At 41.0% G+C, this 14,963-nt stretch carries 16 protein-coding genes and 2 tRNA genes; 10 read left to right on the top strand and 8 right to left on the bottom strand.

Annotated elements, in window-relative coordinates; all coding sequences use genetic code 11:
- Nucleotides 1-155: 155 nt before the first annotated feature.
- The gene (locus AC2D3N_RS08250; protein ID WP_484693327.1) at nt 156-641 is read left to right on the top strand and encodes a type II toxin-antitoxin system antitoxin SocA domain-containing protein; all 486 of its coding nucleotides are present in this window, start codon (nt 156-158) and stop codon (nt 639-641) included.
- A gap of 3 nt (nt 642-644) precedes the next feature.
- Nucleotides 645-1,253, top strand: a complete 609-nt coding sequence (locus AC2D3N_RS08245) for a type II toxin-antitoxin system PemK/MazF family toxin (RefSeq protein WP_484693326.1) — start codon at nt 645-647, stop codon at nt 1,251-1,253.
- Nucleotides 1,254-1,320: 67 nt separating this feature from the next.
- Here AC2D3N_RS08245 and AC2D3N_RS08240 read toward each other — a convergent pair whose 3' ends face one another.
- Together AC2D3N_RS08240 and AC2D3N_RS08235 are read right to left on the bottom strand one after the other, a co-directional pair.
- Entirely contained in the window at nt 1,321-1,476 is a 156-nt protein-coding gene (locus AC2D3N_RS08240; RefSeq protein WP_484693325.1) for a DUF29 family protein, read from the bottom strand.
- Nucleotides 1,477-1,512: 36 nt separating this feature from the next.
- Nucleotides 1,513-1,586, bottom strand: a tRNA-Pro gene (locus AC2D3N_RS08235).
- A gap of 91 nt (nt 1,587-1,677) precedes the next feature.
- On the opposite strand from AC2D3N_RS08235, the gene lipA reads away from it, so the two are divergent.
- The gene (gene lipA, locus AC2D3N_RS08230; protein ID WP_484693324.1) at nt 1,678-2,547 is read left to right on the top strand and encodes a lipoyl synthase; all 870 of its coding nucleotides are present in this window, start codon (nt 1,678-1,680) and stop codon (nt 2,545-2,547) included.
- A 191-nt stretch (nt 2,548-2,738) separates the two neighbouring features.
- The gene (locus AC2D3N_RS08225; protein WP_484693323.1) at nt 2,739-4,103 is read left to right on the top strand and encodes a protein kinase domain-containing protein; all 1,365 of its coding nucleotides are present in this window, start codon (nt 2,739-2,741) and stop codon (nt 4,101-4,103) included.
- A 23-nt stretch (nt 4,104-4,126) separates the two neighbouring features.
- Here the strand turns inward: AC2D3N_RS08225 and AC2D3N_RS08220 are convergent, their stop codons facing one another.
- Both AC2D3N_RS08220 and AC2D3N_RS08215 read right to left on the bottom strand, forming a co-directional pair.
- Nucleotides 4,127-4,315: a hypothetical protein gene (locus AC2D3N_RS08220; protein ID WP_484693322.1), complete on the bottom strand. Its 189-nt coding sequence runs from the start codon at nt 4,313-4,315 to the stop codon at nt 4,127-4,129.
- A gap of 170 nt (nt 4,316-4,485) precedes the next feature.
- Complete coding sequence (locus AC2D3N_RS08215) at nt 4,486-4,620, bottom strand: hypothetical protein (protein ID WP_484693321.1); 135 nt, start codon at nt 4,618-4,620, stop codon at nt 4,486-4,488.
- A gap of 80 nt (nt 4,621-4,700) precedes the next feature.
- Between AC2D3N_RS08215 and AC2D3N_RS08210 the strand changes: the two genes are divergently transcribed.
- Both AC2D3N_RS08210 and AC2D3N_RS08205 read left to right on the top strand, forming a co-directional pair.
- On the top strand, nt 4,701-5,030 hold the full coding sequence (locus AC2D3N_RS08210; RefSeq protein WP_079676879.1) for a type II toxin-antitoxin system RelE/ParE family toxin: 330 nt from the start codon (nt 4,701-4,703) through the stop codon (nt 5,028-5,030).
- A complete protein-coding gene (locus AC2D3N_RS08205) occupies nt 5,017-5,376 on the top strand; it encodes a hypothetical protein (RefSeq protein WP_042153014.1) in 360 nt (119 codons plus the stop codon). Before AC2D3N_RS08210 ends, AC2D3N_RS08205 begins: the two co-directional genes overlap by 14 nt.
- On the opposite strand, the gene AC2D3N_RS08200 is transcribed toward AC2D3N_RS08205, so the two are convergent.
- Nucleotides 5,373-5,513: a hypothetical protein gene (locus AC2D3N_RS08200; RefSeq protein WP_159451494.1), complete on the bottom strand. Its 141-nt coding sequence runs from the start codon at nt 5,511-5,513 to the stop codon at nt 5,373-5,375. The genes AC2D3N_RS08205 and AC2D3N_RS08200 overlap by 4 nt on opposite strands.
- Nucleotides 5,514-5,640: 127 nt before the next feature.
- A tRNA-Asp gene (locus AC2D3N_RS08195) sits at nt 5,641-5,714 on the bottom strand.
- 124 nt (nt 5,715-5,838) lie between these two features.
- Here AC2D3N_RS08195 and glsA point away from each other — a divergent pair.
- Both glsA and AC2D3N_RS08185 read left to right on the top strand, forming a co-directional pair.
- A complete protein-coding gene (gene glsA / locus AC2D3N_RS08190) occupies nt 5,839-6,765 on the top strand; it encodes a glutaminase A (RefSeq protein WP_484693320.1) in 927 nt (308 codons plus the stop codon).
- A gap of 92 nt (nt 6,766-6,857) precedes the next feature.
- Nucleotides 6,858-9,050, top strand: a complete 2,193-nt coding sequence (locus AC2D3N_RS08185; RefSeq protein ID WP_484693319.1) for an alkaline phosphatase D family protein — start codon at nt 6,858-6,860, stop codon at nt 9,048-9,050.
- Nucleotides 9,051-9,167: 117 nt separating this feature from the next.
- On the opposite strand, the gene AC2D3N_RS08180 is transcribed toward AC2D3N_RS08185, so the two are convergent.
- Nucleotides 9,168-10,247: a PIN/TRAM domain-containing protein gene (locus AC2D3N_RS08180; RefSeq protein ID WP_079676882.1), complete on the bottom strand. Its 1,080-nt coding sequence runs from the start codon at nt 10,245-10,247 to the stop codon at nt 9,168-9,170.
- 315 nt (nt 10,248-10,562) lie between these two features.
- Between AC2D3N_RS08180 and hemW the strand changes: the two genes are divergently transcribed.
- On the top strand, nt 10,563-11,837 hold the full coding sequence (gene hemW, locus AC2D3N_RS08175) for a radical SAM family heme chaperone HemW (protein ID WP_484693318.1): 1,275 nt from the start codon (nt 10,563-10,565) through the stop codon (nt 11,835-11,837).
- 65 nt (nt 11,838-11,902) lie between these two features.
- Nucleotides 11,903-13,225: an aromatic ring-hydroxylating dioxygenase subunit alpha gene (locus AC2D3N_RS08170; RefSeq protein WP_484693317.1), complete on the top strand. Its 1,323-nt coding sequence runs from the start codon at nt 11,903-11,905 to the stop codon at nt 13,223-13,225.
- Nucleotides 13,226-13,336: 111 nt separating this feature from the next.
- Here AC2D3N_RS08170 and purF read toward each other — a convergent pair whose 3' ends face one another.
- A complete protein-coding gene (gene purF, locus AC2D3N_RS08165; protein ID WP_079676886.1) occupies nt 13,337-14,815 on the bottom strand; it encodes an amidophosphoribosyltransferase in 1,479 nt (492 codons plus the stop codon).
- Nucleotides 14,816-14,963: the final 148 nt, after the last annotated feature.

Raw genomic sequence — 14,963 nt, 5'->3', positions numbered from 1 at the left:
GCCTAATTACCCTAGTTTGATAGATGAGCGTTAATTGTCAGGCAAGGTTTAGGGTTCCGGTTTTGTGTTACAATAGGGAATCATTCTAAAATTCATCTAAAAAATCTAATTTATATACTTGATTCTCAACCTTCTTTTCATAATAGGAAAAAGCCATGTTAGAGAAACTAATTCAGTATTTTGTCTATGAGACAAAAGGCTATATCACTAAAACCCAGATGGTCAAATTTTTATATCTAGCTGATCTTTATTCTGTTAAATGGACTGGGAAACAACTTACTGAACTCGATTGGTATTTGTACAAATTTGGCCCTTGGCATGAAGATATAGACACTGCATTAAATAAAATGGAGGATCAAAAGATTATTCAGAGACTACCACAGGGAAATATAATCCAGCTAAACATCGGTTCAGAAGCAGGTAATGTAGAAGAACTAAAACTTCCTCTAGGTTTGACACTTATGCTTGAGAATATTAGACGAGAATGGGCAGGTTTAAGTCAAAATAAAGTGGATCAGCTATTAGAGTATGTATATAATACTGCACCAATGGTCGAGGTTAAAAATATTCATAAACCTGATGAAAAAGTCAGGCTGAATCTCGACAAAGAAAGAGAAAAACTAATGATTGAATTAGGATAAAAAATGGCTGGACAAAAACCTCGACAAGGTTGGATTTACAGGATCAATCCCTCTAGGGTATCTCTACGTTGTCAACGAAATCATGTTCATATTTATGATTTAGATGAAGCGGGTGAAGTGGAATGTAAGACCACTTCTTGTACACTAACTATTAATTCTAGTCGAGTTTTTAGGGGAGAGCATCCTTATATTGTTTGGACAAGCGATCAATTTCAAGATGAAGCCAGGTACATCAAAACTTTTATCGTGATTCCCCTAACCTCGCAAGAAACCTATAAAGGTTTACCGACAACCTATCCTATTAATTTTACCAGTAAAAATGGTCTTGATAGAAATTCCTATGCTCTAATTCATCAACTCGATACTGTTGATGCTAATTGCTTCAAAGACTCAGAGGGAAATTGGTTAACTCGAACTGGACAACTGGATAAGTGGGATAAAGAAGAGATAGAAAAACGTTTAAAATATGTTTTGAATATTAAGGAAAATCCCAGTGATGATTGGTTTGCTGAAAATGCCTCTCCAGAACTTATAAAAAAGGTTTTTGATTATCTCCCTAAAGACAAAAAAGAGATAGTTATAGAACAATTAATAGAACATCCTGATTTATAGTTAAGAAATTTATTAGTTACTTTTCACTCAACCTTTGTCGATCATTTTCTAACATCTGATCCCGTCCTTAGATCGGTAAAAAATCTTGATCCAGAGTTTGTTCAGGAGTAAAAGGGGACTGACTGGGAAATTTACCGAAAGGTAATTCTGTTTCCTCAGCCCACAAACAAAAGTCGAAATCGTATATTTTAGAGGTGCGATCGCCTAATTGTGATCCGGTCATATCACAATACCCCGTAAGTTTTGCTTTTAATAAAAATCGGGATGATAGGATTTGAACCTACGACCCCCGCGTCCCGAACGCGGTGCGCTACCAAGCTGCGCTACATCCCGATGCCTTAATTAAGACACCTTTAGTGAGTATAACACATAAAAGATCAGTTAGGATCTATAAAGATGTGAATTTATTAGGAAAAGGTAGCCCGTGGTAGTCAAGCCAGACTGGTTAAGAGTCAAAGCCCCTCAATGGGAGCGTGTTGGCAACGTTAAAGGGATTTTGCGGGATTTAGGCTTAAACACCGTCTGTGAGGAAGCCTCCTGTCCCAACATTGGGGAATGCTTCAATGCTGGAACCGCTACATTTTTAATTATGGGGCCAGCTTGTACCCGGGCTTGTCCCTACTGTGATATTGATTTCGAGAAAAAACCCCAACCCCTAGATACTACTGAACCGGAAAGACTAGCGGAAGCGGTGCGACGCCTGAACTTAAATCATGTTGTGATCACTTCTGTCAACCGGGATGACCTACCCGATGGCGGTGCGTCCCAGTTTGTTCGGTGTATTCAGGGGGTGCGTTTGCTATCTCCCAAAACGACTATTGAGGTCTTAATTCCCGATTTGTGTGGTAACTGGGACGCCTTAGAAATAATTTTGCAAGCTAAACCAGAAGTTCTCAACCACAATACTGAAACCATCCAACGTCTGTATCGGCGGGTTCGTCCCCAAGGCGACTATCAGCGCAGTTTGGAGTTATTAAAGCGATCGCGCCAACTCAGACCCGAGGTTTATACTAAATCTGGGTTAATGGTGGGACTGGGTGAAACCGATGCCGAAGTTCGGGAAGCCATGGAGGACTTACGAGCCGTTGACTGTGATATTTTAACCTTGGGTCAATATCTCCAACCCACACCTAAACATTTAGCCGTTCAGGGATTTATCACACCCGAACAATTTGATACTTGGCGGGATTTTGGTGAGTCTATCGGTTTCTTACAGGTGGTGGCTTCTCCCCTAACCCGCAGTTCCTACCACGCCGAACAGGTACGAGCCTTAATGCACCAATATCCCCGTTAATATGTAGTGAGTCCTAAAGGACTCCCTCTCAAGGTTCGAGCCTTAATACAGCGATATCCGCGTTAATACCGTAGTGAGTCCTTTAGGACTCCCTCTCAAGGTTCGAGCCTTAATACAACGATATCCGGGTTGATACTCCAGTTTCCCAAAATTGAGACAAAATAGAGATAATATTCTAACCCTTGAGAACGATGACTTGCTGTATCAACCCCCAATGTAAGAACCCAAACAACCCCGATAATACGGTTTACTGTCAAAGCTGCGGTGTCAAAATACCCGACTTGCTGCTGTACAGACGGTTTCGCAGGATCAAATTTTTGGGTAAAGGGGGGTTTGGTCGGACTTATTTAGCCGAAGATCGGGATAAACTGAATGAGAAATGTGTGGTTAAACAGTTAGTTGTTAATAACCCAGGAACAAAAGTCTTAGAATTATTTGAACGAGAAGCGAAACAACTGCAACAACTGGGACAACATCCCCAAATTCCGGCGTTATCAGCCTATTTCTCGGAAAATAATCAACTCTATTTAGTTCAGCAATATATTGAAGGGGAAACTTTAGATAAAATTTTACAAAAACAAGGAGTTTGGACAGAACAGCAAGTTAAGGAATTATTAATCAGTTTATTACCTGTTCTCGAATTTATTCACCAGCAAAAGGTGATTCACCGTGACCTCAAACCCGATAATATTATGCGTCGTGGAAATGGGGAATATGTGTTAATTGATTTTGGCGTAGCGAAAGATTTATCTGGAACGGTAGTCAATACCCAAGTCGGAACCCGTGTTGGTTCTAATGGATATGCAGCGAGGGAACAAATGCAAGGGGGAGAAGCCTACCCCGCTAGTGATTTATATAGTTTAGGAGCAACTTGTTTTTATCTATTAACTAAAATTTCACCTCTGGAATTATGGTCAGATGAAGGGTACAGTTGGACGAACAATTGGCAAAAATATTTAAAGCAAAATCTGAGTCCACAATTAAAGAAAGTTCTTGATCAGTTATTAAAAAAAGATATTGAAGATCGTTATTCTTCTGCTAATCAAGTGTTACAGAATTTACAGATAATACGACCACCACAACCAGCGCCAAAGTTATCAACGCCACCACCGTCAACACCTCGACCGACACCATCACCCCAAGTATCCTGGCAAAACCCTATCTGTATTGCCACTCTCACCGGACATTCATCTAGTTTCTGGTCTATACTCTCTTTTGGTATCTGGTCTGTAGCCTTCAGTCCCGATGGTCGGACGTTAGCTAGTGCGGGTCATGACAAGACGATTAAATTTTGGGATGTCCAGAGCCAAAGGCAAATTGCCACCCTCACCGGACATTCACATCTTGTCAGGTCTGTAGCCTTCAGTCCCGATGGTCGGACGTTAGCTAGTGGGAGTCATAAAACGATTAAATTGTGGGACGTGCAGAACCAACGGCAAATTGCTACTTTCACCGAACATTCAAGTGATGTCCAGTCTGTAGCCTTCAGTCCCGATGGTCGGACGTTAGCCAGTGCGGGTCATGACAACACGATTAAATTGTGGCGAGCGCCGTAGGGGCGGGTTCGCGTTAATCTTTGTTAATGAGCAGAAATCTGAATAAACCCGCCCCCACCAGAAACCGGGTTTCTCAAGATATTAATTAGAAACCCGGTTTCTTTGAGTATTGCGATCGCATTTGGGGCGGGTTTAGCATTCGGGGCGGGTTTAGCCAGATTTTCGATCATTAACAGAGCATTCGGGGCAGGTTTAGCCAGATTTCTGATCATTGACAGAGATAGTCTCGAACCCGCCCCTACAATTGGGGGATTTGATAATAGGGGAAAGTGCGATCGCTTGTGTCTAAATCAACCCATGACAATCACCCTAATTATCTTAATATTACCCAAACTGTAGGGGCGGGTTCGCGTTAATCTTTGTTAATCAGCAAAAATCTAAATCAACCCGCCCCCACCAGAAACCGAATTAGAAACCCTGTTTTTTTGGTATTTGCGATCGCATTCGGGGCAGGTTTAGCCAGATTTTCGATCATTAACAGAGCATTCGGGGCAGGTTTAGCCAGGTTTCTGATCATTGACAGAGATAGTCTCGAACCTGCCCCTACAATTGGGGGATTTGATAATATGGCAAAGTGCGATCGCTATAATTAATATTATGGAAAGTCAACCCAGGGAGATTCAACGTTATGTGACACCAGATGGTAAAATTCCCTTTGATCAGTGGTACGAATCCCTAAGCGACGCTAAAACTCAATATAAAATAGATGCAAGGATAGAACGAATTGCGTTAGGTAATTTAGGAGATTACCGTTTTGTAGGAGCAGGGGTTTATGAGTTCAGAATTAATTATGGCCCTGGTTATCGCCTTTACTTTGGACAAATCGGATTAAAAATTGTGTTATTGCTGTTTGGGGGAGATAAAAGCACCCAAAAACAAGATATTCGTCAAGCTCAGGAGTATTGGAAAGATTATGACAAACATTAAAATACCAACTTCTAAACCCTATCATGATTTTATCATTGAAAAGCTGAAAAATTCTGAACACGCTGCGGGTTTTTTGACCGCAATATTAGAAGAAGAAAACCCCGAACCTGAATTATTGAAAAATGCGATCGCTAAGGTAATTGAAGCAAAATATCAAAATCAAGATTTATCAAACGAAGCCAAATTATGTTATGAAAAACTCAATCATCTGTTAACAAAATCAGGTTGTGCTGAAATTTATGGTTTTATTGAATTATTGAATAGTTTGGGATTTGAGATTTCAATTCATGTTAAAGAATATATTACAGAAGTTGAGGAAGAAGAACCTGCGATCGCTTGTTTCTAAATCAACCCGCCCCCACCAGAAACCGAATTAGAAACCCCTGTTTCTTTGGTATTTGCGATCGCATTCGGGGCAGGTTTAGCCAGATTTTTGCTAATTAACAGAGCATTCGGGGCAGGTTTAGCCAGATTTCTGATCATTGACAGAGATAGTCTCGAACCTGCCCCTACAATTGGGAATTTGATAATATGGCAAAGTGCGATCATAATTCAGAAACTTGACAATAATAGAATGGGCGACTATTATTTTTAGTTTTAACCTTTAAAACGGGACTGACGGGGCTCGAACCCGCAACTTCCGCCGTGACAGGGCGGTGCTCTAACCAATTGAACTACAGTCCCTTGCTGTCGTTCTTTTTTTTGCGACAATTTTTATTATTACTGCTTTTTTCTAATTTGTCAAGCCTTTCTGGGAATTTTTTTTCAGAAAGCCTGACTGAAGCCAACAAATTAGGAGGGATTCTCAGTGAATATAGGGTTTCAGCCCATATACCAGTTAACTCAGGAGCAGGTCAATACTTGGGTTGAGGAAGGACAACAACGGAGTCAATTCGGCCAGTTACCCAGCTATATTCCCCAATTAGCCCAGGTGAACCCCCAGGAATTTGTTGTTAAAATCCTGACGCTCCAGGGCCAATCCTATCAGGTGGGAAATGAAACCCTCCGGTTTCCGGTGATGAGTGTGATCAAGTGCTTTCTCTTATTGAATCGACTGCTGGAATTGGGGGAGGAGCGGGTATTCCAACGGGTGGGGGTGCAACCGTCCGATCAACCGTTTAATTCCCTCAAACAGCTAGAGTCCGATGGCGGATGGCCCCGCAATCCCATGATTAATAGTGGGGCGATCGCCTTAGCGGGATTACTTCCGGGAAAGGATGCGGATACTCGCTGTCAGTATCTCTGTTCCTGGTTAAATCAATTCGCCAATTGTCAGTTAGTCTTAGACCCGGATATTCTGGAGTCCGTGCGTTCAGCCCCCAACGCCAAAAACCAAGCCCTGGTTTCCACCCTGGCGGCTGCGGGTTATGTGGAGCATCCCGAGATCACCCTAGATACCTATAACCAAATCTGTTGTTTATCCGCCACCATTTCCGATTTAGCAAAATTGGGTTTGTTATTGCTACAACCGACGAACCTCCCATGGGAAATTGCTAGTCGCACCGTCAAAACCTTAATGCTCACCTGCGGGCTCTACGAAACATCGGGACAGTTTGCGGTGCAGGTGGGAGTCCCGACTAAATCGGGGGTGAGTGGGGCGGTATTATCGATTATTCCGCGACAGGGGGCGATCGCTTGTTACAGTCCACCCCTTGACCCGCAAGGAAATTCCATCGGGAGTTTATTTTTTATTGAAAAAATGGTGAGAACTTTAAACTTAAGTCTATTTAATTAGTTTCGGAAAAATTGTTGGGGTTTGACATCTAAAGCCAGCCCAGAATAGAATTTGGATTAAATCCTAGATTAATCCCCTATTCAATTGTATTTATGTTACAGGCAAATGGCTTATTTAATGAATCCTTTTATTTAGCACAAAATCCCGATGTAGCCGCCGCCGTTGCGAGTGGAATTATTGCCAATGGATTTCAACACTTTATTGAGTCCGGTCAATTTCAAGTTCGCCAACCTAGTCCCCTTTACGATGAATCCTATTATTTAGCTACAAATCCCGACGTTGCCCAAGGGGTTAAAAGTGGAGCTTTTGCCAGTGGATTTGAACATTATATCAACCTGGGACAGTTGGAAAATCGCAGCCCCAGTATTTTATTTGATAGTACCTATTATTTAACCGAAAATCCGTCTCTTGCCGCCATCGTTGCCCAGGGAAATATTACGGGAATTGAACATTTTGTTAACTTTGGACAGTTTGAAGATCGCAGTCCCACCCCCCTTTATAATTCTAAATATTATTTAGCTCAAAATCCCGATGTTGCCCTTGCCGTTGCCCGGGATGAACTCACCGGAATCGAACATTATATTAACATTGGAGCCGCCGAAAATCGTCAATTTACCCCCTTTATTCAACCCCAAGGTTCTAGTTTACCTAATCGAGTCGCCACCGGGGATACAACCCCCAATTCCACGGTATTTTTAACCCGCAGTTCGGCGGCGGGAACTGTTAGTCTCGAATATGCGAATAATCTCAGTTTTATTAATCCTTTGGGAATTCTTTATAGTAACGTCACAGATATTACCGAACCCGTTAAGTTAACAGCTAATAATTTAACTCCAAATACTCAATATTTTTATCGTTTTACTAATGCAGAAGGAACATCGTCGGTGGGAAGTTTTCGCACTCCAGCTACCCAGGAAACCCAACGTGGATTAAGATTTGGAGCCACCGCCGACGGACAGGGGGAATTAATGCCCTATATGTCAGTTAATAATGTTCCTGAACGCAATTTAGACTTTTTTGTAGGACTAGGAAATACCATTTCTGCTGATACCATTTCCCCCGATTTACCAGGTGTTAAACAAGCGGTTACTCCCCTGGATTTTAGAACTAAATATAATGAGATTGTTTCGCCCCGTTTAGGTCTAAATCCTTGGGCAAATTTACAAGCTGCAACAACAATATATAGCACTTGGAATGATCAAAATTTAATTACGGGTTTTGCCGGGGGAGAAAATCCTGCTTTATCTGCTCAACAGTTATTTTTTGGAACTGACGGACAATTTATTAATAATACTGATCAATTTAATATCGGTTTGCAAGCCTGGAAAGAGTATAATCCCGTGGGAAATCAAGTCTATGGAAACACCGGAGACCCCCGCACTGCTAATCAAGAAAAACTCTATCGATATCAACCCTTTGGTAATGATGGGGCGTTATTTGTATTAGATGCACGCTCTTTTAGAGATGCACCTTTACCTCAAGTTCCTGACCCAGCTTTAGACAGTCAAATTAATCAATTTTTAGCATCTTCTTTTGACCCTAACCGGACGTTATTAGGAAAAGCCCAATTAGAGGATTTAAAGATTAATTTATTAGATGCCCAAAATACTGGAATCAACTGGAAATTTGTTTTTTCTCCGGTTCCCATTCAGAATTTAGGTTTATATGATTCTGCGAACCGTTGGGAAGGATATGCCGCCGAACGTCGGGATTTATTACAATTTATTGATCAAAATAATATCGAAAATGTTGTTTTTGTCTCGGGCGGAGCCGGGGGAACTATTGTTAATGAGTTAACCTATCAATTAAATTTTGATCAACCCCAAATTCAAACCGATGCCATTGAAATTACGGTCGGGCCCATCGGTTATCAGTTAAATTTAGGTGAAAGTTTTATTCCCGGAACCTGGGGTTCAGAAATTATGAATTTTAGTTCTATTGATACCATTACCCAGGATACTAAGGATTTTTACGCAGGGTTAGATACGGCTTCAAGTAAAGATCAATTAGTAGAAAATATTCTGAATAATCAACTGAATGAATTCGGATATGACCCCATTGGTTTAGATGAAAGCAAAATTAATGCGGAGTTAATTAAAGGGTCTTATTTTGCAGTCCATAACTTTGGTTGGACTGAATTTATTGTTGATCCACAAACTCAAAAACTACAAGTTAATGTTTATGGAATTGAACCTTATACCCAAACAGATATCCAGTCAATTCCAGCGAATCTGATTAATCGTCAGCCAGAAATCATTAGTCAATTTGTGATTAATTCAATATAGCAGTCCTATGGGAGTTATAGAAAAGTCGCGGGCAACTCTTGACCGATTTTGGTTGGGGCGGGTTCGCCTCAATCTCAAGATACCTAACCCCAATCTCCATAAACCCGCCCTTTTGTATTAAGCCACAACTGAATGTTCAGGACGGGCAAAAATCATCCGACCGGCGGAAGTTTGCAGGGAACTGGTGACAATCACTCGCACCTGATCTCCGACATATTCACTTCCGGCTTCGACAACTACCATTGTACCATCATCTAAATAACCAATTCCCTGAGAAGGTTCTTTACCTTCCTTGCGAATTTTCAAATCAATAATATCCCCTGGTAAATAGGAGGGACGAATCGCTTGCACCAAATCATTAATATTCAAAACTGGAACTTGTTGTACCGTTGCCACCTTTGATAAATTGTAATCATTAGTTAATAGCGTGCCACTGATTTCTTGAGCAAATCGGACTAATTTGGCATCGACCGTTTGAGGTTCTTCATAATCAATGGGATGAATCGAAATCTGATCGGGATATTCTTCCCGCAGGCGATTTAAAATATCTAATCCTCGTCGCCCTCGCACCCGTTTTTGATCATTAGCGGCATCGGCAACTAACTGTAACTCCTGTAAAATAAACTGAGGCACTAAAATTTGACCTTCGATAAACCCTGTTTCTAACAAACTTTCAATCCGACCATCAATAATACAACTGGTATCAATTACTTTGGTATAGGCAGGTTTGAGAGTTCCTTCTGCCAATAACATCGAGTCTAAACTACCTGGATTAATAATTCTAAAAAATGCCCGTCCGTGGGTATCCGCTAAATTAACCCCAGTGAATCCAAACATGGCACTGGATAACACCGCAAATAGGGGTTTAATAAACCCAAATTCCCGGGGAATAGGCAGTAAAAATAACGGCGCTAACATTAAATTGGCGACTAATAATCCAATCACTAAACCGATAGCACGGGTTATCAATACATCAAGAGGCATCTGGCGCACTTGCTCTTCTAGGCGACGGTAGGTGGTTTGCACCACTAAACCCATAACACCTCCGATTAAAGCGGTAAATGCACCCGTAACCGATCGCAGTCCTTCGATATTTGTGACCTGATCGAGTACGGGTTTCGGAAGTAATTCAATGCCGTAGAAGCCCGTCCCAGCACCAGCTATTATGAATAAAATAATAATGATTGCATCTAGCATGATTTTAAGCCGATGGAAGTGGGTGGGAAATCCTGTTCAGGATATCCGTATGTTTGTGTACCATTATATCCTCTGTGGGAAACCCGATCGGTATTCGGGGGTGAGGGAAAACCGACCGCACCTATTTTATTGACTTTATCGGTATTCAAAATTCTCGAAAACCCGGATTATATTCTCCCCTATCCTGCTTTTTCAGGACTTTTCCATCTTTTTTGGGTTTCAAAGTCGGTAGGGGCAATTTTTCCCTGATTCTGCCAATTCTTCAGAAAAACTTTAGAATTGAATCGGAAAAAGTTATAGTTTATATAAAATATTATGAATAATTTTTCTATTGTTAATTCATCTGAATCCGGTTTTCCCCCTTTAGAATCCCCCAGATCCGCCTATTTACATATTCCGTTTTGTCGCCGTCGTTGTTTTTACTGCGATTTTGCTGTGTCGGTGGTGGGCGATCGCAAACATGGGGATAATTCTGCCATGATTCAAGACTATGTAAAAGTATTATGTCAAGAAATTGCCCAAGAATCCATTTCTGATAATATTTCTCCTTTAAAAACCGTTTTCTTTGGTGGTGGCACTCCTTCCTTATTATCGGTTAATCAGTTAGCACAAATTTTACATTTAGTGGATCAAAAATTAGGTATTGCCACGGATGCAGAAATTTCTATGGAAGTAGATCCCGGAACTTTCGATCAAGAAAAATTACAAGGTTTTCTGGATTTGGGAGTAAATCGAATTAGTTTAGGAGTGCAAGGATTTCAGGATAAACTATTACAATTAGCTGGGCGATCGCATACCGTCGATGAAATTTTTTCAGCCATTAATATTATTGAAAAAACCGGAATAAAAAATTGGAGTTTAGATTTAATTTCTGGTTTACCCGAACAAACCTTAGAAGATTGGGAATATTCCTTAAAAACCCTATTAAAAATTAACCCCAATCACATCTCAATTTATGACCTAATAGTCGAAGATAAAACGCCCTTTTCTCGATATTATACTCCCGGTGAATCTCCCTTACCCACGGAAGAAGCCACCGCCCAAATGTATCGTTTAGCTCAACACCTCCTAACTCAAGCTGGCTATGAACATTACGAAATTTCTAACTATGCCAAACCCGGATTTCAATGTCAACATAATTTAGTCTACTGGAAAAAACAACCCTATTATGGATTTGGTATGGGGGCGGCAAGTTATCTTCAGGGTTATCGCCTAACTCGACCTCGAAAACGACAAGAATATTATGCTTGGGTTAATGGCAATTACTCCTATGATATTGCTGAATTTGTCGATACAACCCAAGAAAAATTATTAGAAACCTTAATGTTAGGATTCCGGTTAGCAGAAGGAATTAATTTAGAATATCTATCGCAACAATTTGGAGTCGAAACCCTAGCCAAAATATTAACAATATTAATCCCTTTTCATCAGCAAGAGTTAGTGCAATTTTTAGATGTCCAGAAACAACCTATTTCTAATACCATTCAACCGGACTTAAATCAAGGGTTTATCCGATTAACAGATCCTGAAGGTTTCTTAGTTTCTAATCAAGTTTTATCGACATTATTTGCAGAATTAAGTGATCTGTAGTTTGGGTTGCATTCCATTTCGGTTTTCCCTAGTATATATTGTATAAAATCTTTAGAGACAAAAACATGACAGAAACACAATTCAACTTTTTTCAACAATGGTATCCCTTATCAATTCTTACGGATCTTGACCCCAAACGACCCAAAGCTGTGACGGTGTTAGGAATTAGGTTAGTAATTTGGAAACCCCACCAACAGCAACACTATCAAGTTTTTTTAGATCAATGTCCCCATCGTTTAGCCTCTTTAAGTGAAGGTAGAATTGATGAAAAAACCGGAAATTTAATGTGTAGTTATCACGGCTGGGAATTTAATACTCAAGGGATTTGTAGCCGGATTCCCCAAGCAGAAAACCCAGAATTAGTTAAAGATAAATTTTGTGTAAAAGTCTTTCCCACCCGAGAAGAACAAGATTTATTATGGTTTTGGGCTGATCCCTTATCGGCTGAATTAGCAGCAAAAACACCTTTACCCCTATCTCCTCAAATTAATGCTGAAAAAGGATTTATTTGGAGTTCCTATTGTCGAGAATTAGAATATGATTGGCAAACTTTAGTCGAAAATCTTGTTGATCCGAGTCATGTTGCTTTTGCCCATCATGGATTACAAGGAAAACGAGAAAATGCTCAACCCATTGCTTTTGGCATCTTACAATCAACCGCCAATTTAATTGAAGCAACAATATCAGTTCCCAATCGCAATATTAAATTCCAGCCCCCTTGTTATATAGAATATCAGATTGCATTTCCCGGGGGCAAACAAGTCGGAATTTTGGCTTATTGTATTCCCGTATTACCCGGAAAATCACGATTAATTGGTTTCTTTCCACAAAACTTTGCTAAAACCTTAGTCCAGATTACTCCTCGATGGTGGGATCATATTATGCTGCGAAATTTAGTCTTGGATAGCGATATGATTTTACTCCATCAACAGGAACGTTTCTTACAACAAAAGTCCACAAAGGAAACTTGGAAAACCGCTTATAAAATGCCAACGGGCGCCGATCATTTAATTATTGAATTTCGCAAATGGTTTGATCGTTATTGTGACGGACAATTACCTTGGCAACAACTGAATATACCAGTCCCCGATTATTTTCCGTTTAATGATAACCGTCAACAATTACTCGACACCTATCACCAACATACCCAACACTGTAGTAGCTGTCGTCAGGCTTTAAATAATATTAAAAAGTTACAGTTGGGGTTATTAATTTATTTTGTATTAACGGTTTCCGGTGTAGCTTTAATGTCCGATTCCTTCCGGTCACAATGGGGAATTCCCTTAATCACGATCGCTCTTTTAGGATTAGGCATTTATGGAATCTTAAAATATTATTTAGAACCTAAATTTTATTTTGTAGATTATATTCATGCAGAGAAAAAGTAAAAGGATCTCGTTTACAACGTCTTTGTGGTTTATCCTTATAAAAATAGAAACCGGGTTTCCTAGGTCAGAAATCCGGTTTCTTGGGCAGGTATATGAGTTCTATTGCAGAAGTTAAACCGTTACTGGTTTCTCCAGAATCAATTTAGAGCGTTTTACCTTTTCAGGAATATCAATCGGATAATTCCCCGTAAAACACGCCGAACAGAAAGTAGTAGTATCTTCCCGGGTAGCGATTAACATTCCTTCCCAACTCAAATAAGCTAAACTATCCACTTCAATTTGTTGACGAATTTCCTCAACGGATTTAGTTGCCGCAATCAATTGTTCCTGACTATCGGTATCAATCCCATAAAAACAAGGATGCGTCACCGGAGGAGAAGAAATTCTCATGTGAACTTCGGTTGCACCCGCATCCCGCAGCGCCTTGACAATTTTGCGACTGGTCGTCCCTCGGACAATCGAATCATCCACAATAATCACCCGTTTGCCTTCCAAGACATCCTTTAACGGGTTTAACTTCATGCGAATTCCCGACTCCCGCATACTTTGAGTCGGTTGAATAAACGTCCGGCCCACATAACGGTTTTTAATTAATCCCTCAGCAAAAGTAATCCCCGACTCCTGGGAAAATCCAATCGCCGCCGGAATTCCAGAGTCGGGAACCCCGATCACAATATCCGCTTCAACAAAGGATTCCCGGGCTAAAATTCGTCCGATTTCCAAGCGATAACTATAGAGACTTTCGCCACACATCACACTATCGGGACGGGCAAAATAAATCATCTCAAAAACACATAATTTCCGGGCGGGTTTGGGACTCCAGTGGAAAGATGACATCCCTTCTTCGGTGATCCAAACCAGTTCCCCCGGTTCCACATCCCGCAGATATTCCGCCCCGATAATATCTAATCCACAGGTTTCCGACGCCAAAACATACCGTTGGGGAGTGCTAGGTAAAATTCCAATCACTAAGGGTCGAATCCCATTGGGGTCACGGACTCCCATCATCCCTTTGGGTGTCCCAATCACTAAACTATAGGCCCCCTGGCACAAGGTAAAGGCACTCAAAGCCCCTTCTAACCAGTCTTTGTTATTATTGACTTCCGAAGCGATCGCTAAAGCAATCATTTCGCTATCGGTGGTGGTCAGAAAATCACATTCCCGCCGGGTTAATTCTTCACGCAATTCGCCAGTATTGACTAAATTACCATTATGGGCTAGGGCGAGGGAACCTAGACGGGTTGAAACCACCGCAGGTTGGGCATTCACCACCCGACTCGATCCCGTTGTGGAGTAGCGGGTATGACCCACCGCCAGATTCCCGGTTAAGTCATTTAAAATAGTTTCGTTAAAAACCTGGGAGACTAATCCCATCTCTTTGTGCAAATGCACCGTTTCGCCATCAAAGGTGGCAATCCCTGCGGATTCTTGGCCTCGGTGTTGCAGCGCATATAGACCAAAATAAGTCAGTTTAGCGACATCCTCCCCTGGAGCATACACCCCAAAAACGCCACAGGCTTCTTCCGGCTTATCGGGTCGTTCGTGATCAACCTGGGCAGAGTGGGTATCAAGGGAATCATTTGGAATCATGTTACGGTTTTGCTCCTGATTGGCAAAGTCAGATAGTGGGATTTATGAATCAAGGCTACTGGATAGTGCGAGTCTAACTACTTAAAAGTTAACATTTTCTTAATCTTATCTCTTTTTAGCCGAAATCGCAAGAAAGCTCCACCTCTAC

The sequence above is a fragment of the Planktothrix sp. PLAVEN19ND genome (assembly GCF_057220675.1).
This window is presented reverse-complemented; position numbering and strand designations above follow the sequence as displayed.